Below are 22,110 nucleotides of genomic sequence, written 5' to 3'. Positions count from 1 at the left end.
AAGGAGACCACCGTGCCTGACCTGTGGATGCCTGGCGCCGAGGTCCACGACATCGGCGACCACGCGCCGACCGACCAGCAGTACCCGCCGAGGGCCATCGCCCACATCACCTGGGACCGCAACGCCACCGCCGCCGCGCCGCAGGACTGGTGCTCGTTCGACTCTCTGGTCAGCTACTTCACCAACGGCGGCGCGAGCGCGGCCCCGCACATCATCTGGGACCCGTTCAGCGGCCGCATCGCCCAACTGTTCCCCGCCAACTCCCGCTCCAAGTCGGTCGTCGACGTGGCTGGCGGAACCCGTACGAACCGGGCCGGGCGGGTGGTGATCCAGGTCGAGGCAGTGTTCTTCCCGTACTGCCGCAAGGACGGCCGCGTGTACCCGCGGCTGGTGGACACCCCGTGCGCGGGCTGGGACCGGCTGCACGCCTGGATCGCCTCGTGGGGCGTCCCGGACACCTGGCCGATGGGACGGCCGGTCGACTTCACCTCCCGCCGCTCCGAACAGGTCTGGGAGACCGCCGGCGGCTGGTACGGCCACAGCCAAGTACCCGAGAACGATCACCAAGACCCCGGCAGCTGGCCGGGCTTCACCACCGCGCCGACCCCGGCGCCCACCCCTCCGGAGGATGACATGCCACTTACCGCCGATGATGTCGACCGCGTAGCCCAGCGGGTCGTCTACCTGCTCGCCCAGGCCAATGCCGGGCAGGCCCCGAACGGTGCCGACGACAACTTGAAATGGCTGATCGGCTGGTACCACCAGTGCAGCCAGTCCAGCATGGGCGCGGTCCTGGACTACAAGCTCGGCGCCGTCGACGTGGCCTCCCTCGCGCAGAAGCTGGATGCCACTCCGGGCGCGGTGGCACAGGCCCTCGCGTCCGGCATAACCCTCACTGTCAACGCCAACAAGGGAGCCTGACCCATGCGCAAGTTCGTGCTGGACCTCGTCGAGCGGACCGTCGCCACCTACGCCGTGGCGTTCCTCGGTCTGCTGCTGGCGGACGGGTTCGACCTGACGTCGATCAGTTCGTTGAAGGCGGCGGCGGTGGCTGGGCTGCCGGCCGCGCTCACCGTGCTGAAGTCGGCGCTCGGTACGTTCGTGGGTGACCCGACGAGCGCGGCGATACTGCCGAAGCAGCGCCTGTGAGTGGCCTGGAGGCCGACCGGCCAGTGGTCTCCGTGGCGTTGGAGCTGGCCGAGATCCGGAGGAGCGTGGACGTCGGGTTCGCACAGATCAACGGGCAACTCGCCTTGGTTCTCCAGCGCGCGGACCAAAGTGAGGAGGAGGTCGCGGCGCTCAAGTCCGAGGTCGCTGGCCTTCGTCAGGAAGTTGAGGACCTGAAGCGGGGTCGATGGCCGTGGCAGACCATCGGTGTCCTGGCTGGTCTCGCTGGAACTGTCGTCGCCGTGATCGCCCTGGTCCGTCCGTGAACCACCGTGCCCCCGCCCGGCAAAAGGCCGAGCGGGGGCACTTCGTCGTGTCCGGCCGCGGCCATTTCTATTGAAAGCCTGGTTGCATCAAGACTGGTCTTCATGCAAGGATGCTTTCAACTAGAGGAGGCAGTATGACGTCAGCAGAGCGGCTCACCGCCCACTACCTCGCCCAGGCCGCGGCCTGCATCACGGCCATCGAGGAGGTCAAGCGCAATCCTGCGAACCGCCGACACGGCCGCCAGGTCGCCGACATCGCCCGCGTCTATAGCCTCGCAGCGAACGCGTGGCGGGCGTCGGCACGCGCCCTCTACAGCGACCTGCCCAGCGCTCCCGACGAGCACGACAGTCGGCGTGCCGACGCCATCAGGTACCAAATCCGAGGCGACGAGCGACGCGTGGCCCTTGAGGGTGGCGAGTTGCCCGAGCCGCCGACCGAGGAGCCCGAGGTGCCGTACGCCGACGACATCGACCCGGCTGACGTGATCCGCTCCGAGACGCACACGTTCAGCGACCCCGCCCAGCCGGACCTGCCCGTCGACTCGGTCAGCATCGGCACCACGCCGGACGGCCGGCACGTCACCGTGGCGGAGGACACCCGGGTCCACGGCGAGACCCACGATCCCGACGGACACCCGTACACGGTCATGCGAAACGCCGAGATCGTGGTGCACCCTAGCGCCGGGGCCGCTCGCGAGGAGATGCTCTACACGGTGGCGCACGCCAGGACCAACCCCGTGGATTGGTACTCCGGACCTGACGCCGGGCTGTTCCTCGGGTGGGGGGAGCGCTATCGGGTCGGCGTGACTCCGCACGACTCTGCGAGCTGGGCCGCAGCGCTGCTGGACGACCGTACGGCGGAGGTCTCGTATCACCCCAGCAGGGAAGAGGCGGTGGAGGCCGCGTTGGCCGCCGCGGACCGGCTGGTCGCCAAGTTGACCACCGCCGGTGCCCGCGGTTCTCGGGTGAGCGAGTTGGGCGCGTTGTGGCTGGGCCACCGGGTAGCCCAGGCTCGTGCCGCCGAGTTGAAGCACCAGTTCGCCGCCCGCCTCAGGCAAGCCAAAGCGGACCGCATCGTCGACCGCTACGGTGAGATCGACAACGGCCAACTGGCGCGGCTCGCTGACGTCTCCGTGCAGGCGATCAACCAGATGCTCTGACACTGGCCCCGCGTTCGCGGGAATGGCTCCTGGCCCTGTTTCACCAGCACGTCGCGCCCGCGCTCGCGGGCAACGGACCGTCCCCGCCCTCTAGATGAGGACGGGGACGCTTCGCTACTTCCTCAGTCGGCAGCCTTGTCGTACTCGGCGGCCTGCGCGGCGACGAGGGCTTTGGAGACGCGTACGAGCACGGCGCCGTGGAGGAAGTCCTGTTCGGCGAAGGTCGGTTGGGCTTTGCCGATCGCGTCGATATACGCGAAGCGGGCTTTGGCGTCGGCCTCGTTCGCGAAGACCTCGACGACGGCGCCGTGGTCGACGTTGCCTGCTCCGCTGTCGATGCGGCTGTCGACGAGGGCAGTTGCGCTCGTGTACTGGTGCGGCCGACCGAGGAGGTGGTTGGGGTCGTCGGCGGCCGTGATGGTCGGGATCGCCTTTTTGATCTTCGCGGCGACGGCGGACGCGTCCTGAGCGGCGGCGGCCGAAGGCGAAGTCGGGTATCAGGCCGGATTGAGGACGGCCGGCACGTACCGCTGGGTACGGCTGCGCGCGGGACGGCAATGGCTACTTGGGGTACCGGCGGTTACTGGCGTAGAAGTCGTCGCACCAGCGTTGGCAGACCTTGCGCCTCGGGCCGTTGCTGCCGCTCAGGTCGAGAACCAGATCGCGCCAGTCCGGCGGCGCGATGCCGTGGACGCGCAGAGCGATGCAAGTCCTCATCAACTCCCGCCAGGGCGGCCGGACCCCGAGGCGCAACAATGTGTTCAGGTAGACCCGGCTGCTGCCCGGAACGCGCTCGTCCCAGGACAGCCGGGCCAGGGCCGATCCGACGCTCCCGGTTCCGAAGTTGACCCACAGCAGGTTGCTCGGTGTGCGGTTGTAGTGGGCGAAGAGCCGTGCGACGCCCCAGTAGACCTCTTCGGTCCCTGCCTGGCGGGCGCGTACGAAGGTCTTCGCGCTGCGGCTGCGTTCGTCCTTGCGCACGCCGTGCAGGAACAGCGGTTCGCGATTCGCCTCCTCTTGGAGCCAGAGCAGGAGCTCGTTCGCCGCGCGCCAGGCGTCCAGGGCGGCGGGGTCGCGGGCCTCTCGTGTTTGCGTCATCGCGATTCCCCGGTTGCGGCGAGCTGCTGGGAGAGGTAGGCGGTGGACGGCGGGGCGTGTTCGGCGCGGGTGCGGTCGAGCAGCTCCGCGTCCAGGCGGGCGAGGGCGGCTGGCCCTTCGGTGCGGAAGGCCGTGATCTGGTCGGCCACCTCGTCTAGGACCCGCGCCCACTCGGCCTGCAACGCCGATTCGCCCGCCGACTCCCCCCAGTCCTCTTGCAGGACGGTCGGGCCGGCCGCGGCCTCGTGCCGCAACTGGACGGTGAGCTGCCAGTGCGCGGCGTCCGTCAGTTCCGTGTCGCGCAGCCGGTGCGCCAGCCTGGTCAGCAGGTCGGCTCGCAGGTCGTCGGCGGTGAACGCGCGCCCGTCCTCCGGCGCCGGGAGCGCCGCGAGCTGGCGGCGGATGCTCGACCCCAGTTCCTCCAGATAGTCGGCGTACTCGTCCCAGTCGACGCCGTCGAAGTGATCGGCGGCCAGGAGGGGAATGTCGTCCCGGGACTTGATCCTGCGCAAGGTCTGGGCGGTGATGCCGCTGGCGCGTTCGGCTTGCGTGACTCCGCCGTGCCCGGACAGTGGGCCGCACACCGCCGCCTTGACCAGCGGATCGCGCTGGCTCATCAGCAGGTCGTACTGCCGTCTCCACTCCACCAGGCGGTCGAAGGCGTCTTCCGGGTCAGCCAGGCGCGGGGCCGGATCTGTGGTCATAGCAACACCCTACCGCTTGAATCTGAGTGATGACATCCGATTGAAATTGATGACATCACTCATTTACAGTGGGTTGCATCACCGCATCAGCGCTTGGCGGGTCAGCCACCACGCGCCCACCACACGGGGGCACTCATGCACCTGAACATCGACACTGACCTGACCACCCACTACACGGACGAATCGGCCGTGGTCCTGACCATCAGCCCGACCACCAACTCCGCTCACCTCGCGTGGTCGCCCAGCGGCTATGCAGAATCCGAGACCTTCGAAATCCGCCTGGGCCGCGTCCCCCTAACCGAGCGGGCCGTCGAGGGTCTGCGCGACGCCATCGAGGAGTTCCCCAAGCTCGACATCATTGGCCGGGCCTCCTGGGAGTACTCCCACGAACAGGACTGCTGTCGCTGGGCTGAGGGGCCGTGGTGGGACGCGGTTGCCGACCTCGAAGGCCGCCTGTGGGCCGTGCTCGACGCCCACCTCTGACCTCCGGACCAGCAAACTCGCTACCCTGGCATCGGCTGGCCTGTAGGGCGTGCGGTGGCCACCAATGCGAGAATGATCAAGGCTGAGTCGGTCCACCGGCCCGCTCGCCGGCCTCCGGGTGAAGGTCTCCATGGAGACTGCGCCCTGAAGGCTCCTCAGCCTCATCCCCGGCTAGGCTCCTGCACGTGACCGTGCGATCTGTGGTGTTCGACATCGGTGAGACCCTGACCAGCGATACCCGCTACTGGGGAGACTGGGCCCGCTGGCTCGGCGTTCCCCCGCACACAATGTCGGCCCTGGTCGGAGCCGTACTTGCTCAGGGCCGCGACAACGCGGACGCAATCCGGATCGCCCGGCCGGACGTGGATGTCGCCGCCGAGTGGCACGCCCGGCAGGCGGCTGGGCAGGACGACTTCCTCGATGAGTCCGACCTCTACCCAGATGTTCGGCCAGCCCTGGCCCGACTGCAGGCGGCGGGACTGTGGGTCGGGATCTCGGGCAACCAGAACGCCGCGGTGACCGAGTTGCTGCGCGGCCTCGGCCTGCCGGCCGATGCGATCGCCACGTCCGGCGAGTGGGGGGTGTCCAAGCCGAACCAGGCCTTCTTTGAGCGGGTGACGGCCTGGGCGCCCGGCGAGCCTCACGAGATCGTGTACGTCGGCGACCATCCGACGAACGACGTGACACCTGCCCAGGGCGCCGGCCTCCGGGCCGCGCACCTTCGCCGCGGTCCGATCGGGCTCACGTCGACCGCGCCCACTGCGGACTGGACCGTGAACTCGCTGACCGACCTGGCCGAGCTGCTGGTCGAGCAGTAGCAGGACCGCCCCGACGGCGTGGCCGCCGGGGCGAATCCGCCCGACACCCGCACGGGCTTCGGTACCGTTCCGAGTGCGACCACGGAACGGAGCCACACTATGCCCGGAGCCACCGCTACCGCACTCGGTCAGCGAATCGAAACTGCCCGGCTGGCGAGCGGGTTGACGCGTCGCCGGCTGGAGGAGCTGTCCGGCGTCTCGTACAGCACGATCCGCAAGGTCGAAGGCGGGGAACGGTCCCCAGGTGACGGCATTCTGGAGGCGCTGGCCCGTGCTCTCGACCGCACTCCGGAGGATCTGCTGGACGGCCCCGGTCGTACCGACAGCCGGGTGCACGAGGCCATCCCCACCCTCCAGCGCGCGATCGCCGCGTACGACCTGCCGGAGGACGGCCCGGTCCGGTCGCTACCGCTACTCGCGGCCGACGTCGAGCGGGCAGTCGAGGACCGCGTGCAGTCGCGGTACGCACACCTCGCTGAGCAGATGCCGCAGTTGCTCAGCGAGTTGTTCCGCGCAGTAGACCAGGCTCGGGGAGCTGACCGCGAACGGGCCGCCCGCCTCCTTGCGCTGGCGATCAGGTCAGCGGACGCGGTGGCCTACAAGTACGGCTACCGGGACCTCTCGGGCCGGCTGATCGAACTGATGAGGTGGGCGGCATCGATCGCCGCTGATCCCGCCCTCGAAGCTGCCGCGGCGTACGTACGTATGGAGACGTTCTTTTCTGTTGGCCAGCTCGGCCCTGGCTTGCGGTCTCTTCGAACCGCCGTCGACCGGATGCCAGCCCCGACGACGGAGCCGCTCGCTGCGGCTGCTGCCGCGCTGCACATGCGCGCGGCGGTTGCTGCCGGCCGTATGCGGCGCGCGGACGAGGCGCGTGAGCACCTGCGGGACGCCGGGGCTCTGGCCAGCCGGGTGCGGGAGCGGCTCTACGACGGTACGGCGGTCGGGCCTGACAGTCTGGAGGTCCACCGGCTGTCGGTGGCCGTGGAACTGGGCCAACAGCAGGATCTTCGGGACGCGGTGTCAGCGGCGGCCCGCTGGGCGCCCCCGCGCGAACTGCCAGCTGAGCGCCGGTCGCACTACTACATCGACCTCGGCCGGGCCCAGATGCTCCTCGGGCAACCGCAGCACGCGAAGGAATCACTGCTGGTCGCAAGGCAAATCGCCCCGCAACACGTTCGTGAACACGGCCAGGTGCGGGCGGAGTTGGCCACGATGGTTCGGCTGTCGCGAGGCCGGGACGAGCAGCTGCTCGCTTTCGCTCGGTGGGCCAGGGCCGTGTAGGGGTGCAAGAGGTGCCACAGGTTGTGGCACTTCCAGGGGTGCCCGACAGGGACGCTTAGAGACGTGACAGGGACACCGACGCCACAGGTTGTCGAGCCGGGATCGATAAGCCCAGCTCGGCTCCACGGAGAAGCGTGCATCTGCTGTGGCTCGCCTGAGCCGCCTCTGGTAGCGGCTGGCCACATCTACACGTCGACTGGCCCGACCACGGCGCCGCTCAGCTGGCCGGTCGCGGCTCACCCGAAGTGCAAGGAGACGGCATGTTGACCGATGAGCTCACCGTCTCGGTAGACGGTCACCTGAAGCCGGTGACCGCGCCGGCGCTGCAGGCGCTGGACATCCTGTGGCAGACGCTGCGTGAACTACCGATCGGCGAGTACCAGCTCCGAGCGATGGAGCGGTTGGTGGGTGGCGACGATACGCGCGGCCTGGAGAAGTGGATGAATGGCGACGAGTCCACCGACTGGACCCTCGCCCTCGAAGGCGGCGACACGGCGATCGTGCGGGTGACGTACGGCGACGGGCTGACCCGTCGGCAGCGCGTCGCGGCGCGCTACCGCCCGGAGCGGGTGGAGCGCCCGGCGGGGCGCCCTGATCAGTGGATCGCCCTGGATCTGGTGACCGGCTACCCGGCCACCGACTGGCTGCCCACCGAGTCGGCCGCTTGTGAGTGGATCCGGCGAAAGGTGCAGAACGCGACCTACCAGTCGGGGCCGGCGGCCCGACGGGCCGCCGAGTGAGCGCCGTTGGGACGCCGCTCGGGGCCGAGGGGCGGACGGAGAGGGGACTGTGTCTTGTCTGCGGGCGTTGGGTTCTCGGCAGGTTCGTTCGCGATCTCACCTCGTACACCGCTGAGGTCGAGCACTGTCCGCCGCTGGATGAGCCTCAGGTGCAGTCCGGGAAACACCCAAGGAGCAGTGCATGAGCGCCTCTGACGACGAGTTCTTCGAGCAGATGGGCCACCTGGTGGACGCCGTCCGAGATGGGCGGGCCGCGACCGATACGGCGTCGTACGAGAGCGCGTCCAAGCGAGCGGGCGAGGCCGCAGAGAAACTCAAAGGGATGGAGGGCCTGCCGCCGAACCCTGAGAAGTGACTCCCTGGCCGGCCGTACGGCGGTGCGGTCGGCCAGGCTCTACCCGTGGAACAGGCGCCAGGTCGATACGTCCAGGCACTGGGCAATGGCGATCAAGTCGTCGAGGCTGGGCGGCGTCCGGCCGGATTCGTAGTTACCGACGGTCTGCCGGTCGCGTCCAATCAGCTCTGCCAGACGTTCCTGACTTATGCGCTGCTGCCGACGTAGGTATCTGATCCGGTCGCCGACCTCGCGCCGTTCCTGCAGTTGGCGGGCGCTGAGCTGACGTTGGCGAGGGGTTGGCACCCCTTGACGCTGGCGCGACCATGATCGAAAGTCTGCATACCTAAGTCACCATTTGATCGAGTGCATGTTCGATAGGCTTGACCCACCGCAGTCCGGGGGGACTGAACGGGAGCACCCCACATGAGCAACCGCAAGCCGGGCTGGAGCCTGGACCGCCCGTTCGACCTCACTGAGGCCGCGCGCGATATCATCGCCGCGGCCCAGATCCTTGCCGCCCATGGCCGGCACCCGACCGGCACGTCTGAGCAGGCCGCCGAGGTGCAACAGGCGACCACCGCGATCCACGCCGTCTCGCGGCGGGTCGACCGGCACTCGCCCCGCCGGGACTAGCCTCCGTGGGAGCTGCCGACGGCGCGCCGTTCCCACCACACCGCGAGCTGGAAAATGGACCCCGTCCCCGAGATCTCCTTGATCTGCGCGATCTGGTGCGTCACCGTGCGGTGGCTGACGTCTAGCTCCCGGGCGATCTGCCGTTGGTCCTGGCCCGTCGCCAGGAGCTGGCAGATCGAGATCTGCAGGTCAGTCAGCGCCCGCGTTTCGTCCTGCAGCTTGTTGCCAGCCCATGGCATCGCCGCTGCCCAATCGCGATCGAACTGGGCAGCGACATAGCCAGCCACGGCCACGTCCTCCACGATCACCGCCCGCAACTGGTCCGGCGTCGCCCCTGGAGCATCGATGATCGACGAGCGCCGGTCGACGATGATTGCGCGGGCGAACGCGCCGTCGAGGGTGCGCACGTGGCCGCCGGCCGAGGTCATCTGCGCGGCCCAGTACGCCGTAGTCTCGTCGGTCCGTACCGTGGCCCGGTAGAGCGTGCGCATGGAAACACCGCGGCGGATGGCGTCCAGGTCCCGGTGACGGGAGATGTCGAGCCGCGCCCTCGGCCGAGGGCCGTGCGGCTGGGACGTCAGCAGTTCCTGGGTGGCATCCGCGATGATCTCGGACACTCGTGCGTTGATCGCCTGTGTGCCCTCCAGGTACTCGACGGCCCCGACCCGTGGACGCTCGGTGCTGCGGTAGGAGATGGAGAGGTCGCGCAGTGAGTCCGGGAGCGCCTCGGCTGCGGTGATGGCGTCGCGGGCGGCCCTGTACAGCTCGGCCTGACGGCGGCCCGTCGCGTGAGCCGGGTTGAGGACGAGGAATCGACCGTCCGGCCGGTCCGGGTGTGGCGTGATGAGGCCGAAGGCCAGCAGCTCACTCAGCTCTGGGCTGCGCGGGTCAGGGGCGAACCCATCGGATATGGCGAGTAGGACGTACAGCTCGCGGGCGGCGGTGCTGATGTCGCTGTCGAGCGCGTAACCCGCTACGGCGCTGCTGCCCATGTCAACTCCTGCTACTTGTCGCAGATGTAATAAGTAGCAGCGTAGAACCCTTGATTGAACCCTGTACAGCAGCAACCCTTGGTCGCACACCACTCATCACCTCGACGGCATCGCACTGTCGTCGGCAGGAGGTATTCCATGAAGCGAGTCATTGGGGCCGTTGCTGCCACCGCGGGCCTGGCGCTCGCCGCCGCGCTGAGTGTCGGCGCCGTCGCGTCCACGCAGGCCGACTCCACCTGGGGCCGGTCGGTGCAGTCCACGCAGGCCGACTCCACCTGGGGCGTTAACCCGCCGAACGTGACCCCGACTCCGTCGCCGGAGGTCACGCTGGCCGACTCCACCTGGGGTTAATCACCGAACGCTGATGGGCGCCAGGCGGCTCGCCTGGCGCCCATCGCAGCTTCCACTCACTCGGGGGGTGGAGGTGGCGGGGGAGACGAGATCTGCCGCCACAGTCCGCCGAGGCCGGGTCGCAACGGGCGCCCCCAAGTCGCACTACGACCCGGCCTCGGCATCAAATCATGATCCACTGGGAGGGAGTGGGAGATGATCTTGGAGAACACTTTCCAGCTTCCGCTAGATGCTGCTAGCTATTGCCATGTCCCATTTGTCATTCCCGCAGGTCAATGGCACTGACCTGCCGGAACGTCAGGACTTCGGCTGCTGCTGGGTGATGCAGTGGATGCCGCCGCCGTTGGCGAAGATCTCGCGGGCGTCGACGAGCTCGACGGTGCGGCCCGGGTAGGCGCGGCCGAGGACGGCGGCGGCCTCCTGGTCGCGCGGGTCGTCGAAGGCGCACAGGATCACGGCGCCGTTGGCCACGTAGTGGTTGATGTAGGAGTAGTCGACCGGTTCGCCGTCCTCGTCCAGCAGGACGGTGGGGGCGGCCAGTTCGATGACCTCCAGCGCCCGGCCCCGGGCGTCGGTGGCGGCGCGCAGGATGGCGACGAGCTCCTGGCAGACGGCGTGGTCCGGGTGGGCGGGGTCCGGCTGGACGTGGGCGACGACGACGCCGGGGCGCACGAAGGAGGCGACGATGTCGATGTGCCCGCGGGTGCCGAACTCGTCGTAGTCGCGGGTGAGTCCGCGCGGCAGCCAGATCGCCTTGGTGGTGCCGAGGAAGGCGTGCAGTTCGGCCTCGACCTCCTCCTTGGTCCAGTCCGCGTTGCGGCCCTCGCCGAGTTGGACGGTCTCGGTGACCAGGACGGTGCCCTCGCCGTCGACGTGGATGCCGCCGCCCTCGTTGATCAGCCGGGAGGCGAAGCGCTGGACGCCCGTCAGTTCGCTGATGTGCTCGGCGATGTGCTGGTCGTCGTCCCAGCGGGCCCAGGACTGGGCGCCCCAGCCGTTGAAGATCCAGTCGGTGGCGGCCAGCGAGCCCTTGCCGTCGATCAGGAAGGACGGGCCGATGTCGCGCATCCAGGCGTCGTCGAGCGGGCGCTCGACGGTCTCGACCTGCTCGGAGACGTACCTGCGGGCGTCCGCGGTCTCGCCGGTGTTGACGACCAGGGTGACCGGTTCGTACCGGACGATGGTGTTGGCGACGGCGGCCCAGGCCTCGCGGCCCGCGTGCAGGTTCTCGGGGGTGTCGAAGGTGGGGTTGGCGGTGGGGAAGGCCATCCAGGTGCGGTCGTGCGGGTGCCACTCGGCGGGCATCCGGTAGCCGAGGGAGGCGGGCGTGGGGGTGGTCATCCGGGAGTCCTAGGGGGAGGCGTTCGGCGGAGGTGTCGACGGAAGCGTCGGCGGAGGTGTCAGAGGAAGTAGAGGCGGCTGAGCGAGACGCTGTCCGCGGGTTCGGAGCGCAGCGGTTCGCCGTCCAGCGAGACCAGGCCGGTCTGGGTGACGTCGACGCGGCCGACCCGGGCGTTGCGGACCATGTCGCGGGGGCCGATGCCGCGGGTGTTGCGGACGCCGACGCGGCGGCGGCGGGTGGGCAGGCCGTCGGCGGGGCGGTCGAGGTAGGCGCCGTCGGCGGCGGCCTGGGCGACGAAGGCGACGGAGATGTCGGCGGCGGTGGCGCCGTGGGCGCCGAACTGCGGTCCGAGGACGAGGGGTTCGCAGGTGTCGGTGGAGGCGTTGGGGTCGCCGACCACGCCGTAGGCGGGGAAGCCGGCCTTCAGGACCAGTTGGGGTTTGGCGCCGAAGTGGTCGGGGCGCCACAGCACGATGTCGGCGAGTTTGCCGACCTCGATGGAGCCGACCTCGTGGGAGAGGCCGTGGGCGATGGCGGGGTTGATGGTGAGCTTGGCGATGTAGCGCAGGACGCGCTCGTTGTCGTCGCCGCTCTCGGTGGTGCCGTAGCCACCGTCGAGGGGGCCGAGTTCGGCCTTCATCTTGCCGGCCATGGCGAAGGTGCGGCGGACGGTCTCGCCGGCGCGGCCCATGCCCTGGGCGTCGGAGGAGGTGATGCCGATGACGCCGAGGTCGTGCAGGACGTCCTCGGCGCCCATGGTGCCGGCGCGGATGCGGTCGCGGGCCATGGCGGCGTCGCCGGGCAGGTCGGTCTTGAGGTCGTGGGCGGAGACGATCATGCCGAAGTGCTCGCCGAGCGCGTCGCGGCCGAACGGCAGGGTGGGGTTGGTGGAGGAGCCGATGACGTTGGGCACGCCCGCCATCTTCAGCACGTTGGGGACGTGTCCGCCGCCGCAGCCCTCGATGTGGAAGGCGTGGATCGTCCGCCCCTCCAGCACCTTCAGGGTGTCCTCCACCGACAGGCACTCGTTCAGGCCGTCGGTGTGCAGGGCGACCTGGACGTCGTACTCCTCGGCGACGCGCAGCGCGGTGTCCAGGGCGCGGGTGTGGGCGCCCATGTCCTCGTGGACCTTGAAGCCGGAGGCGCCGCCCTCGGCCAGGGCCTCGACGAGCGGGGCCGCGTCGGAGGACGAACCGCGCCCCAGGAAGCCGATGTTGACGGGCCAGGCGTCGAAGGCGTTGAAGGCGTGGCGCAGCGCCCAGGGGGAGTTGACGCCGACGCCCCAGACCGGGCCGAACTCCTGGCCGATGATCGTGGTGACGCCGGAGGCCAGCGAGGCCTCCATGATCCGCGGCGAGAGCAGGTGGACGTGGGTGTCGATGGAGCCGGCGGTGGCGATCATGCCCTCGCCGGAGACGATGGTGGTGCCGGTGCCGACGACGACGTCCACGCCGTCGAGGGTGTCGGGGTTGCCGGCCCGGCCGATCGAGGCGATCCGGCCGTCGATCAGGCCGATCGAGGTCTTGCGGATGCCCTGGATGGCGTCGATCACCAGGACGTTGCTGATCACCACGTCGCAGGTGTCGCGGACGGCGGCGGCCTTGAGGTGCAGTCCGTCGCGGGCGGTCTTGCCGAAGCCGGCGAGGAACTCCTCGCCGGGGGCCTGTGAGTCGGATTCGACGCGGACGATCAGGCCGGAGTCGCCGAGCCGGATCCGGTCGCCGGCCCGGGGGCCGTGCACCGAGATGTAGTCGTGGGGGGTGATGGACGTCATGACGGCACCTCCGTGTCGTCGAAGGTGGTCAGGTAGCCGGTCGCGCGGGCCTTGGCCAGGGCGGCCTCCTTCGCGCCGGGCGCGTCCAGCGGGCCGTCGACCAGGCCGGCGAAGCCGATCGCGACGCGCTGGCCGCCGATCGGCGCCAGGCCGACCTCGACGGTGGCGCCCGGGTCGAAGCGCACCGAGGAGCCGGCCGGGACGGCCAGGTGGGTGCCGTAGGCGGCGGCGCGGTCGAAGGCGAGGCGCGGGTTGGCCTCGAAGAAGTGGAAGTGCGAGGTGACCGAGATCGGCACCTGGGAGGTGTTGTGGACGGGCAGCAGCACCGTCTCCTCGACCGGGTCGTAGCCGGCGCCGTCGCCGATCAGTGCGCCGCCGGGGGCTTCGTCGCCGAGCGAGCCGGCGCCCCGGAACGGGTCGTTGACGACGGCCAGGCGGGTGCCGTCGTCGAAGACGGCCTCGACCTGGATGACGGTGACGACGTCCGGTACGCCGGGCAGCACGTCGTCGGCGGTGAGCACGCTGCGGCCGGCCTCGATGGCCTCGGCCAGGCGGCGGCCGTCGCGGGCGGCCTCGCAGACGGTGTCCGCGATCAGGGCGGTGGCTTCGGGGATGTTGAGGCGTACGCCCCGGGCGCGGCGGGCGCGGGCCAGTTCGGCTGCTGTGAAGATCAGCAGCCGGTCCCGCTCGGTGGGGGTCAGTCGCACGGTTCCTCGCTCGCGGTCGCCGGGGGAGGGGGTCGGCTTTCGGGGGCGATGTTAGAACGTCGTTCAAACATCTCGGGCCATTGAACCCGGACCGGGCCGCCGTGTCCAGCGTTGCCGGTCCGCAGGGGTTCGGCTCGCCGGGCCCGCGGCGGGGGTGAAGGCTCACGGGGAAGGTGCGCGGGGAAGGCGCGCCGCCGGGGTGCGCCGGGCGCGCGGAGCGGTGCGGGGCCGGCCGGGGCCCGGCGCGCGGCGGGGGTGCGACGGGGAGCGGGAGGGCGGCGCGGGCCGGCGCCCGGGCGCCGGGTGTGCGCGGGATCGGGCGGGGGCGGGCTCGAAAACAGGCTCTGCGCTTCGCAAACCTGTCCGGCGCGGGCAGTTGGATCACGTGAACCTCCCCGTGCCCCTTTCACCCCACGTGATCGGACGCACACTGTTGCAAACGCCGTCAACTGGGCATGAGGATGAGTGGTCAGAACGTGGGGGCCACCCGGCCGGCGGGGGATCCGGAGGCGGGGGCCCGGATTCGAGGGCGGGGGCATGTGTTGATGGACGGTCAGTCGCGATTCCCGCGGCAGCGGACGAGTTCGGGTGACGCCTACCGGTCCGGGCCCGCCCCGGGCGCAGCCGGCGGCACCGGGACGACCCTGCCGGGCACCTCGGCCCCCGGCTGCGCCCTGCACCGCCGGCTGCACCTGACGCTCGACCCGGCCGACCTGGTCGCGGTCGGCTCGGTCCGCCGGCGGCTGCGGACGGCGCTCAGCCACTGGGGGGTGCCGGAGCTGTCGGACACCGCCGAACTGCTCTCCTCCGAGCTGGTGACCAACGCGCTGCTGCACACCGGCAAGGGCGCGGTGTTCGACGCGGTGCTCGGGTCGGACCACCGGCTGCGGATCGAGGTGCAGGACGGCACGACCCGGCTGCCCGGCCGGCGCCGCGATCCGGACGCCGAGTACGCGACCTCGGGGCGCGGCCTGCTGCTGGTGGAGTCGCTCGCGGACGCGTGGGGCGTGCAGCTGCGGGGCGACGGCAAGGTCACCTGGTTCGAGCTCGCCCTGCCCTGAGCCCGGTCGCTCCCGGGGCTCGGGGCACGGGCTCGGGGCGCGGGCACGGGGCGCTCGGGGCGGGCGGGGGCGCGCGGCCCGCCGCACCGTTCGCCGTCGATTCATTCGCCTTCGAAGCATGCCCAGAACAGAAGGCGGAACGGAAGATTTCCGGCCCGTTGCCATTGCCGCTCGGCCCAACATTGGACAGGATGGTGGGAATGTGTGTCCACGTGCGGGAAGCAGCGGGGAGACCGAACCTCGACCGACCCCGCCCGTCGACACCGTCCGATCCAGCACCACCCATCACACCGCCACGCGGCCCGGCCGGACGGTCGGCGCGGTCCGCCACGGCAGCGGCAGGAGCAGCATGCCCACTGAGCCCGAGTCGCCGGGGCCGGCGCTTCCACCCGGTGCGCCCACCGCCGAACCGCAGCAGGCAGCCTCCGCCCGCACCACCGGTCCGAACCCCGTCGGTCCGAACCCCGTCGGTCCCGCTCCCGTGACGGTCGACCAGCCCCCCGCCGGCCCCGCCGCGACCGGGCCGGGCCGGGCGAAGCCGCCCGCGCAGGCGGTGCGCCGGCCCGTGCCGCGCCCGGCGCCCGCGCTCGCCGCCGGACGGCTGGCGACGGTGCTCCCCGGCAGCCTGCCGCCCGCCTCCGCGGACACCATGCCGGACTGGCTGGAGCCCGCGATGGCCGCCAACGGCATCGGCTCCTTCGACTGGGACATCCGCCGCGACGTCCTGGAGGGCGACCACCGGGCCTGCGCGATCATCGGCCTGGACAGCATGGACCAGGGCCGCTTCGACCGCACCGCCGGTTCCTTCCTGGCCCTGCTGCACCCCGAGGACGCGCCGGTGGTGCGCCGCCGGGTCGAGCGCGCGGTGGCCGAACTGGGCCAGTGCGGCGCCTACTACCGCACCGTCGGGCCCAACGGCACCATGCGCGCGGTGCGCTTCCGCGGCCGGGTGCTCGCGGACGCCTTCGGCCGGGCCTCGCGGATGGTGGGCTTCGTCTGGGACGCCACCGTCGAACTGCACAAGCGCGACCGCGCCGACCGGATGGCCCTGCTGCGCGAGGAGCGCTCCCGGTTCATCAAGGAGGCGGCCCGCGCCCTCTCCGAAGCCGTCACCGTCCGCGACGTGGCCCGGGTGTTCACCGGGCTGCCGCTGCCCGGCCTGCCGCCGGACGGCCTGGTGCTGGCCTCCTTCGAGGCCGGCCGGGCGCAGGTGCTCGGCGCCTCCGGCTACCGGACCGAGGCGCTGGCGGTCTGGGACCGCACGGTGCTGCCGGCCGGGCACCCGGCCGCCGAGGCGGTGCGCCACCGGGCGCCGGTGTTCATCCCGACCCGCGAGGAGTTCCGCGCGTCCTACCCCGACGTCTGGGAGCCGACCAGCCGTACCGGGCGCGGCTCCTGGGCGTTCCTGCCGCTGGTGGCCAGCGGGCGGGCGATCGGCGTCTGCGTGGTCAGCTTCGACGACGAGCGCGAGCTGGACGCCGACGAGCGCACCCTGCTGTCGACCCTGGGCGGGCTGGTCGCCCAGTCCCTGGCCCGGGCCCGGCTGCACGACGCCGAGCACGAGCTGGCGGCCGGCCTCCAGCGGGTGATGCTGCCGCGCACCGTGCCGTCGGTGCCGGGGGTGACGACCGCCGTGCGCTACCTGGCGGCCGGCTCCGGCCTGCAGATCGGCGGCGACTGGTACGACGTGGTGCCGCTGCCGGGCGGGCACGTCGGCCTGGTGATCGGGGACGTCCAGGGCCACGACGTGCACGCCGCCGGGATCATGGGCCAGCTGCGGATCGCGCTGCGCGCCTACGCGGCCGAGGGGCACCCGCCGGCCGCGGTGATGGCCCGCGCCTCCCGCTTCCTCGCCGACCTGGACACCGACCACTTCGCGACCTGCGCCTACGCCGAGGTCAACGTGGACTACGGCGTGGTCTACGCCGTCCGGGCCGGCCACCTCGACCCGGTGGTGCGCCGGGCGGACGGCACCGCCGCGGTGGTGCCGGTGGCCGGCGGGCTGCCGCTGGGCATCGACCCGGACCAGGAGTACCGGGTCACCCGGTTCAGCCTGGACCCGGGCGAGACGGTGCTGCTCTGTACCGACGGCCTGGTCGAGGCGCGCGGCATGGACCTGGACGAGGGCATCGCCCGGCTCACCCGGGCGCTCGCCCGCCCGCTGCCGCGCGCCGAGGAGGCGGCCCGCGACCCGCTGGAGGACCTGGCCGACCGGATCGCCTCCCAGGCCGCCGACTCCAGCGAGCGCGAGGACGACATAGCGCTGCTCCTCCTGCGCTGGGACGGTCCGGCCGGCGGCCTGGCCGCCCAGCAGCTGCGCCGCCGGATCGGCCAGGCCGACCTGGCGCGGATCTCCGAGGTCCGGGCGGAGCTGCGCGACGCGCTGCGCCGCTGGGGCGTCGCCGAGTTCATCGACACCGCCGAACTGCTCTCCTCCGAACTGGTCACCAACGCCATCCGGCACACCGACCGGGACGCCATGTTCACCGCCCGGCTCTACCGGGAGCCGGCCTCGGACGGCGGCCGGGCCCGGCTGCGGGTCGAGGTGGAGGACGAGTCGGACCTGTGGCCGACCCGCCGGACCCCGGGGGAGCAGGCCTCCTCCGGGCGCGGGCTGATGCTCGTCGAGGCGCTGGCGGACGCCTGGGGCGTGGAGCCGCGCGGCTCCGGCAAGCGGATGTGGTTCGAGCTCAGCGGCACGCCCGCAACCTAGATCCGGTTACCCGAACTGCTGCTCCAGGTCCTTCAGTTTGCGCTCCAGCGAGTCCAGCCGCGGCAGCGTCACGGTGTCCTCGTCGACGGTCAGGTCGATGGTGCGCCGCTCCGGGCGGGCGGGCAGGCCCGGCTGGGCCACCGTGCCCTCGGCGGGCACCACCGCGCCCTCGGCGGCCTCGACCTCGCGCGGCCCGGTGGGCCGCTCCGCCGCGGGCCCGCCGGCTATGGCGGGTTCCGAGCCGGACTCCAACTGCCGTGCGGCGCCGCCGCGTCCGCGCCAGGCGCTGTTGCTGCGGCTGATCGCCCGGATCTCCGCCCGCTCGCGGCGGCCGGCGAGCCTGCGGCGCTCCCGCTCCACGGCCCTCTCCCGCTTGTCCTCGCGGACCTCGTCCACCGCCTCGTCGAGGCTGCGGACGCCTTCCAGGAGCATCAGCGACCAGGCCGCGTAGGTCTCGCGGGGGGCGCGCAGCCAGCGCACGATGCGGATCTGCGGCAGCGGGCGGGGGACGAGCCCCTGCTCGCGCAGCGCGGCCCGGCGGGTCTGCTTGAGCGCCCGGTCGAACAGGATGGCCGCCGAGAGGGACATGCCGGAGAAGAACTGCGGGGCGCCTGCGTGGCCGAAGCCGCGCGGGGCGTGCACCCAGTTGAACCAGGCCGAGGCGCCGGCGAACAGCCAGACCAGCAGCCGGGAGCCGAGCGCGGCGTCGCCGTGGCTGGCCTCGCGCACGGCGAGCACCGAGCAGAACATCGCGGCGCCGTCGAGGCCGAACGGCACGAGGTACTCCCAGCCGCCGGACAGTCCGAGGTTCTGCACCCCGAAGCCGACCAGCCCGTGGAAGGACAGCGCGGCGGCGACACCCGCGCAGCAGAACAGCAGCGTGTACGAGGCGCCGCCGTACAGGGATTCCTTGCGGCGGCGCCGTTCCTCGGAACGCTCCCAGGAATCCGGCCCTCCGGCGGCGGCGGATCCCCGGCTCCGGACCAGGGCCACCAGGAGCGCGCTGACCAGCAGCCCCGCACCTCCGGTGACGGCCCAGCCAAGCGGTATGTCGGACAATTTCATCGCCGGAACCAGCCTCGCTTTCCTGCGTCGCGTTCCTGCGTCGTGATGGCGGGGACCATCATGGCGGATGCTCGGCGGGGGAATGGCCGATTCGGTGCCAATGCGCTGAGTAGAGGGATTTCTGACCCCGCGAAAATCGCATTTTCTTATGCATTTGAAGCGGGCTGTTCCCGGAATTCCGGGCTTTCCGGATCCGGCTTCGCACGTGTTTTCGTCAACCCCGCATGACGCGGGGGCAGCCGCCGCAGATGTCCTCCGGTTGGGCGGTGTACACGAGGCAGCAGCTGGCCCGGGCCCGGTCGGTGCCCGAAGCATCCCCGCACCCGGGCGCCGGTGCGGCGAAACCGGCACCCGGGGTGAAGGGGGACGGGGCCGGAGTGGGGCCGCCGGTCACGCCGGGCGCGCACGCCGGTGCCGCCGCCGCGCCGCCCGCCTGCGGGGGCTCCAGCAGCGCGGACAGCTCGGCGCGCGCCCGCTCCTGCTCCCCGAGCAGCCCGCCGGCGTACCAGAGCCCCTCCACCGCCGCGTCCGTGGCCATCGCCCACAGCACCCGCGGCCCGCGCCGCACCTCGGGCCGGAAGGCGGCCAGCACCGGTTCCAGGAACCCGCCCAGCGCGCACCGCAGTTCGGCGGCCAACGCGTTCCCGTCCGGCACCGTACGGGCCTGCGGCACGCCGGCCGCCGGGTCGTCCGGCAGGCAGACGAACGCCTCCGGGCGGACCGTCAGCTCCACCCGGTCGGTGCCGCGGCGCACCGAGACGTCCTCCGGGCCGAGCAGCGGGACCCGGCGCTCCAGGAACCACGGCAGCGTGAACAGCAGCGAGAGCGGCCACACGACGCGGTGCAGGCCGAAGCCGGCCGCCACGTCCGGGCGCAGCGGCCGCCCGTAGCGGGCCAGGCCCTGCCGGGCGTCGTGGGCGATCAGCTCGCGGACCGCCTCGGGCCGGGTGGTCAGGTCGGCGGCGGGGATCCAGCCGTCGCCGCGGCGGGGCGGGGCGCAGCGCACCCGCAGGACGGGGGCGAGCGCGGTGAGCCGGTGGTACGAGGTCGCGCCGGGGGCGGTGGCGGCCGGCGCGGGGGTGAGGGCGTGCGCCTCGGTGGTGCGGGGGGCGCACGGCGTGGGGCCGGGCCGGGTGCTGCTCGCGGTCATGGGCGGGCCCCATCGGGTCGACCGGGGACCGCCCATGGACCGCCCGGCGGTGCCCGGTCGGGGTGGTGGCCCGCCCGGGCCCGGCCGGACCGGGGCATGGCGGTGCCCGGGGAACGGCAAGGCGAACCCGGCCGGGGTACTGCTCACCCCGGCCAGGTTAGGCTCACCTTAGCTGATTGTCCCCCAGGTCTCGCGGGTGATGCGCCCGTCCGGGGGAGGCCCCGGCGTGTGGGCCCCGTCCGGGGGGAGCCCCGGCGTGTGGGCCCCGTCCGGGGGGAGCCCCGGCGTGCGGGTGGTGCCCAACTGGCGCGCGAGCCAGACCGGCACGCCGCCCAGGGCGTGGACGAGCCGGGCCGCCTCGGCGCGCAACCGGGTGGCCTCGGCAGGTTCGGACACCTCGGCGAGCGCCGCGAGCGCCGGCGCCACCCCCACCGTGAAGCCGAGTTGCTCGCGCAGCCGCAGTGAGGCGTCGAAGCCCTCGCGGGCGTGGTCGCGGTCCCCGCGGGCCAGGGCCAGCGCCGCCAGGTGGCGCCAGGTGTACGAGCGCAGCAGTTCGTCCCCGCGTTCGCCCGCGCCGTCGTGCGCCCGGCGGTAGGCGATCCAGGCGGCGCCGCGGTCGCGCAGCAGGTTCTCGGCGACCAGTCCGCGCCGGAAGTCCAGCAGCGGGCGGCCCGGCGCGTCCGGCGGCAGCAGTGCCGAGGTGCGTCCGAGCGCGGCCTGCGCCTCGTCCAGTCGGTCCCGGGGGCCGAGCACGCTGGCCACGTACGCCAGGAAGCCGCGGGCGCAGGCTGCGGCCGCGCGCTGCTCGGTGCTGGCCACCACGGCCTCCGCGAGGCGCAGCGCCTGTTCCGCCTGGGTCCACTGTGCGGCGGTGAACAGGCACTGCTCGATGAGGAGTTCGGCCCGTGCCAGGGCCGCTGTCGGGTCCTGTTCGGCGGCCGGGCGCAGCAGTTCGGCCGCCTCCTGCCAGCACCCCCGGGACCTCAGTCGCCACACGGTGTCGCCCGGCTCCTCCGCTGCCGCCCGCCCCCGCCCGTTCGGGCCGTTCGGGCCCCATCCGTGCTCTGACAACGCCACCTCCTTGTGTGCGCCATCCAGCGGGGCGCGGCCCTGCCCGGCGTCGCCGCCGTCGACTGTCGGCGGCACGGCGACGGCAGCGCAAGGGCCCGCGCTGTGGCGGCAATTCAACACGGGGGTGAGCTTGTGCACCAGATCACGAGCGGAGGTTCTTGCATTCGCGGGGAAAATGATCTAGGCCCTGTCCGGCCTGATCCGCAGGGCGCGCCCTGGCGGATGCGCCCCGGTGGCCTCCGGTCGGTCAGGACGTCCAGCCGGTTTCCATCAGGGCCTCGGCGGCGCCGTTGGCGGGCTGCGGCACCCCCGCCAGGTCCAGGCTGAACAGGGCGACCAGCAGTTGTTCGCCGCGCACGGTGGCCTGGTGGGAGTAGCCGGCCAGGGTGAACATGGCGGCGGCCATCTCCTCGGCGTGCAGGGTCTGCAGCCACAGGCACTCGACCGACTTCACGTCGGCCGGCTCGGTCCAGGTGTCCACCTGGGCGACCATCCGGCTGCCCAGCAGGGTCACCCCGTCGCGCTCCTGGGCCTCGGTCAGCTCCAGGTCGTCGAAGCCGAGCCACTCCAGGTAGCGGGCGGCGGTGAAGACCGCGTCCTGCGAGGTGCGCACCGGGTGCGGGCGGAACGGCGCGCGGTGGCGGAACGGCTTGGGCTGGCCGCCGGAGCCGCCGGGCGGGGCGGGCACCGGGGTGCTCATCGGGTGGGCCGGGTACGGGCGGGAGGCCTGCGGGCCGGGGGTGGCGAGCGGGCCGGCCGTGCCGCCGCCGAGCCGGGTGGTGCGGTCCACCGGCAGCCGGACGGTGGCGCCGCAGTTGCAGGTGAACTCGGGCTGCGGCCACTGGTCGGAGCGGCCGCAGTGCGGGCAGCGCATGCTCAGCCAGGAGTCCTCCCAGGAGCGGAACCGCACCTGCACCGGCACCCCGCCGCGCAGCAGCGGCACCTTCAGCGAGGCGCCGCACGGACAGGGCAGCGACGGCGGCTCGTAGAGGTGCTCGCGGCGGCAGGCGGGGCAGCGGATCGCCCGGGCGCCACCGCCCGCCCCGTGCCCTGGCCTCGCGGGGTCGTGTCCGGTGAAGTCGTCGGGCAGTCCGGCCATCGCGGGCTCCGTCCGTTCGAGTCGGGTGGTGGAACGGTTTCCATGCTCCCCGAAACGGTGGGTCCTTGGCGCGGAATGGGGCAATCCTCAGGGTC

At 72.1% G+C, this 22,110-nt stretch carries 24 protein-coding genes; 13 read left to right on the top strand and 11 right to left on the bottom strand.

Annotated features, from left to right (window positions below; genetic code table 11):
* The first annotated feature begins 12 nt into the window (after positions 1 to 12).
* From ACFWPT_RS07785 to ACFWPT_RS07770, 4 genes are all read left to right on the top strand, one after another.
* Positions 13 to 921 carry a hypothetical protein gene (locus ACFWPT_RS07785; RefSeq protein ID WP_380480383.1) on the top strand — a complete coding sequence of 303 codons (909 nt, stop codon included), beginning with the start codon at positions 13 to 15 and terminating at the stop codon, positions 919 to 921.
* Between the two features lie 3 nt (positions 922 to 924).
* A complete protein-coding gene (locus tag ACFWPT_RS07780) occupies positions 925 to 1,149 on the top strand; it encodes a holin (RefSeq protein WP_380480381.1) in 225 nt (74 codons plus the stop codon).
* A complete protein-coding gene (locus ACFWPT_RS07775) occupies positions 1,146 to 1,433 on the top strand; it encodes a hypothetical protein (protein ID WP_380480379.1) in 288 nt (95 codons plus the stop codon). The genes ACFWPT_RS07780 and ACFWPT_RS07775 overlap by 4 nt, the downstream gene beginning before the upstream one ends.
* Before the next feature lie 134 nt (positions 1,434 to 1,567).
* Positions 1,568 to 2,593 carry a hypothetical protein gene (locus tag ACFWPT_RS07770; RefSeq protein WP_380480377.1) on the top strand — a complete coding sequence of 342 codons (1,026 nt, stop codon included), beginning with the start codon at positions 1,568 to 1,570 and terminating at the stop codon, positions 2,591 to 2,593.
* A gap of 561 nt (positions 2,594 to 3,154) precedes the next feature.
* Here the strand turns inward: ACFWPT_RS07770 and casB are convergent.
* Both casB and ACFWPT_RS07760 read right to left on the bottom strand, forming a co-directional pair.
* Complete coding sequence (gene casB / locus ACFWPT_RS07765; RefSeq protein WP_380480375.1) at positions 3,155 to 3,691, bottom strand: type I-E CRISPR-associated protein Cse2/CasB; 537 nt, start codon at positions 3,689 to 3,691, stop codon at positions 3,155 to 3,157.
* Positions 3,688 to 4,395 (bottom strand): hypothetical protein, encoded by a 708-nt coding sequence (locus ACFWPT_RS07760; RefSeq protein ID WP_380480373.1) that lies wholly within the window; start codon positions 4,393 to 4,395, stop codon positions 3,688 to 3,690. The genes casB and ACFWPT_RS07760 overlap by 4 nt, the downstream gene beginning before the upstream one ends.
* A gap of 135 nt (positions 4,396 to 4,530) precedes the next feature.
* Here ACFWPT_RS07760 and ACFWPT_RS07755 point away from each other — a divergent pair, with 135 nt between their 5' ends.
* The 5 genes from ACFWPT_RS07755 to ACFWPT_RS07735 all read left to right on the top strand — a co-directional run bounded on the left by ACFWPT_RS07755 (position 4,531) and on the right by ACFWPT_RS07735 (position 8,075).
* Positions 4,531 to 4,878, top strand: a complete 348-nt coding sequence (locus ACFWPT_RS07755) for a hypothetical protein (protein ID WP_380480371.1) — start codon at positions 4,531 to 4,533, stop codon at positions 4,876 to 4,878.
* A gap of 200 nt (positions 4,879 to 5,078) precedes the next feature.
* Positions 5,079 to 5,696 (top strand): HAD family hydrolase, encoded by a 618-nt coding sequence (locus tag ACFWPT_RS07750; protein ID WP_380480369.1) that lies wholly within the window; start codon positions 5,079 to 5,081, stop codon positions 5,694 to 5,696.
* Between the two features lie 99 nt (positions 5,697 to 5,795).
* On the top strand, positions 5,796 to 6,980 hold the full coding sequence (locus ACFWPT_RS07745) for a helix-turn-helix domain-containing protein (RefSeq protein WP_380480367.1): 1,185 nt from the start codon (positions 5,796 to 5,798) through the stop codon (positions 6,978 to 6,980).
* Between the two features lie 260 nt (positions 6,981 to 7,240).
* Positions 7,241 to 7,720 (top strand): hypothetical protein, encoded by a 480-nt coding sequence (locus ACFWPT_RS07740; protein ID WP_380480365.1) that lies wholly within the window; start codon positions 7,241 to 7,243, stop codon positions 7,718 to 7,720.
* Between the two features lie 181 nt (positions 7,721 to 7,901).
* Positions 7,902 to 8,075, top strand: coding sequence for a hypothetical protein (locus ACFWPT_RS07735; RefSeq protein ID WP_380480363.1), 174 nt, complete (start codon positions 7,902 to 7,904; stop codon positions 8,073 to 8,075).
* A 39-nt stretch (positions 8,076 to 8,114) separates the two neighbouring features.
* On the opposite strand, the gene ACFWPT_RS07730 is transcribed toward ACFWPT_RS07735, so the two are convergent.
* Positions 8,115 to 8,360, bottom strand: a complete 246-nt coding sequence (locus ACFWPT_RS07730) for a helix-turn-helix domain-containing protein (RefSeq protein ID WP_380480361.1) — start codon at positions 8,358 to 8,360, stop codon at positions 8,115 to 8,117.
* A 120-nt stretch (positions 8,361 to 8,480) separates the two neighbouring features.
* On the opposite strand from ACFWPT_RS07730, the gene ACFWPT_RS07725 reads away from it, so the two are divergent.
* Entirely contained in the window at positions 8,481 to 8,690 is a 210-nt protein-coding gene (locus ACFWPT_RS07725; RefSeq protein WP_380480359.1) for a hypothetical protein, read from the top strand.
* Here the strand turns inward: ACFWPT_RS07725 and ACFWPT_RS07720 are convergent.
* Positions 8,687 to 9,682: a LuxR C-terminal-related transcriptional regulator gene (locus tag ACFWPT_RS07720; RefSeq protein WP_380480357.1), complete on the bottom strand. Its 996-nt coding sequence runs from the start codon at positions 9,680 to 9,682 to the stop codon at positions 8,687 to 8,689. The genes ACFWPT_RS07725 and ACFWPT_RS07720 overlap by 4 nt on opposite strands.
* 138 nt (positions 9,683 to 9,820) lie before the next feature.
* Between ACFWPT_RS07720 and ACFWPT_RS07715 the strand changes: the two genes are divergently transcribed.
* Entirely contained in the window at positions 9,821 to 10,033 is a 213-nt protein-coding gene (locus ACFWPT_RS07715; protein WP_380480355.1) for a hypothetical protein, read from the top strand.
* Positions 10,034 to 10,330: 297 nt separating this feature from the next.
* Here ACFWPT_RS07715 and ACFWPT_RS07710 read toward each other — a convergent pair whose 3' ends face one another.
* From ACFWPT_RS07710 to ACFWPT_RS07700, 3 genes are read right to left on the bottom strand one after another with little or no spacing between them, the layout of a single operon-like run.
* Positions 10,331 to 11,374, bottom strand: a complete 1,044-nt coding sequence (locus tag ACFWPT_RS07710) for an agmatine/peptidylarginine deiminase (protein WP_380480353.1) — start codon at positions 11,372 to 11,374, stop codon at positions 10,331 to 10,333.
* Between the two features lie 59 nt (positions 11,375 to 11,433).
* On the bottom strand, positions 11,434 to 13,149 hold the full coding sequence (locus tag ACFWPT_RS07705) for an urease subunit alpha (protein WP_063347079.1): 1,716 nt from the start codon (positions 13,147 to 13,149) through the stop codon (positions 11,434 to 11,436).
* On the bottom strand, positions 13,146 to 13,856 hold the full coding sequence (locus tag ACFWPT_RS07700) for an urease subunit gamma (protein WP_380480351.1): 711 nt from the start codon (positions 13,854 to 13,856) through the stop codon (positions 13,146 to 13,148). The genes ACFWPT_RS07705 and ACFWPT_RS07700 overlap by 4 nt, the downstream gene beginning before the upstream one ends.
* Before the next feature lie 545 nt (positions 13,857 to 14,401).
* Between ACFWPT_RS07700 and ACFWPT_RS07695 the strand changes: the two genes are divergently transcribed.
* Entirely contained in the window at positions 14,402 to 14,917 is a 516-nt protein-coding gene (locus ACFWPT_RS07695) for an ATP-binding protein (RefSeq protein ID WP_107452835.1), read from the top strand.
* A gap of 349 nt (positions 14,918 to 15,266) precedes the next feature.
* Positions 15,267 to 17,630: a SpoIIE family protein phosphatase gene (locus ACFWPT_RS07690; protein ID WP_380480349.1), complete on the top strand. Its 2,364-nt coding sequence runs from the start codon at positions 15,267 to 15,269 to the stop codon at positions 17,628 to 17,630.
* Positions 17,631 to 17,636: 6 nt separating this feature from the next.
* Here ACFWPT_RS07690 and ACFWPT_RS07685 read toward each other — a convergent pair whose 3' ends face one another.
* The 4 genes from ACFWPT_RS07685 to ACFWPT_RS07670 all read right to left on the bottom strand — a co-directional run bounded on the left by ACFWPT_RS07685 (position 17,637) and on the right by ACFWPT_RS07670 (position 22,015).
* A complete protein-coding gene (locus ACFWPT_RS07685; protein WP_380480347.1) occupies positions 17,637 to 18,695 on the bottom strand; it encodes a DUF2637 domain-containing protein in 1,059 nt (352 codons plus the stop codon).
* A 214-nt stretch (positions 18,696 to 18,909) separates the two neighbouring features.
* Positions 18,910 to 19,845: a (2Fe-2S)-binding protein gene (locus ACFWPT_RS07680; RefSeq protein WP_380480345.1), complete on the bottom strand. Its 936-nt coding sequence runs from the start codon at positions 19,843 to 19,845 to the stop codon at positions 18,910 to 18,912.
* A 168-nt stretch (positions 19,846 to 20,013) separates the two neighbouring features.
* Entirely contained in the window at positions 20,014 to 20,916 is a 903-nt protein-coding gene (locus ACFWPT_RS07675) for a hypothetical protein (protein WP_380480343.1), read from the bottom strand.
* 247 nt (positions 20,917 to 21,163) lie between these two features.
* Positions 21,164 to 22,015 (bottom strand): hypothetical protein, encoded by an 852-nt coding sequence (locus ACFWPT_RS07670; RefSeq protein ID WP_244293324.1) that lies wholly within the window; start codon positions 22,013 to 22,015, stop codon positions 21,164 to 21,166.
* Positions 22,016 to 22,110: the final 95 nt, after the last annotated feature.

This window comes from Kitasatospora sp. NPDC058478 (assembly GCF_042720345.1).
Classification (GTDB): domain Bacteria; phylum Actinomycetota; class Actinomycetes; order Streptomycetales; family Streptomycetaceae; genus Kitasatospora.
The sequence above is the reverse complement of the archived record's forward strand: the minus strand, read 5'-3'. Positions and strand labels throughout refer to the sequence as shown.